General features: G+C 47.2%; 1 pseudogene. It reads right to left on the reverse strand.

The features are described from left to right. Positions 1-159: 159 nt before the first annotated feature. A pseudogene (locus R8O10_RS27430) lies at positions 160-521 on the reverse strand (peptide ABC transporter substrate-binding protein); the annotation flags it as partial.

Here is a 521-nt window from a genome sequence, read left to right on the forward strand (position 1 = left end):
CATCCTTTGGTAAAACGACGCCACATCCTGCCGCGTCGAATAAAAGGTGAAAAAAATTGGCCTGTGCTCATTACCGAGGAAAGAGAGGTTCGAGAAGGTATGCCATGTATTGGCAATGTCAGTGCTAGTTACCTTATCGACACAGGCCGAAACATGCCTTTAGTGGACTTTCACATAGACATTCTTGCGGTAGTACGAGGACTCGGGGTTAGTGCGCTCGTAGCCACCGACATAAGGCTTGATCAGGTATTGATCGTTGCCGGGACGGTAAACTGGAATTATCGCCATATCATCAATCAACATGCTTTCTGCTTGTAGATATAGGTCAGATGGGTCGCTCAGGGTCTTAGATTGCGACATCAACTCATCGTATTTCGGGTTGTGGTAACGTGAATCGTTGTACTCGCCATTTGAGACGAAGATATCTAACCAAGTCGATGCCTCGTTGTAGTCGGCTGTCCAACCGCCGCGCGTAATTTCTGTGGGTTCTTTCAAGGCATAGAAGACTTTAGGTTCCAACA

The organism is Vibrio sp. 1727, assembly GCF_033344415.1.
Taxonomy (GTDB): domain Bacteria; phylum Pseudomonadota; class Gammaproteobacteria; order Enterobacterales; family Vibrionaceae; genus Vibrio; species Vibrio alginolyticus.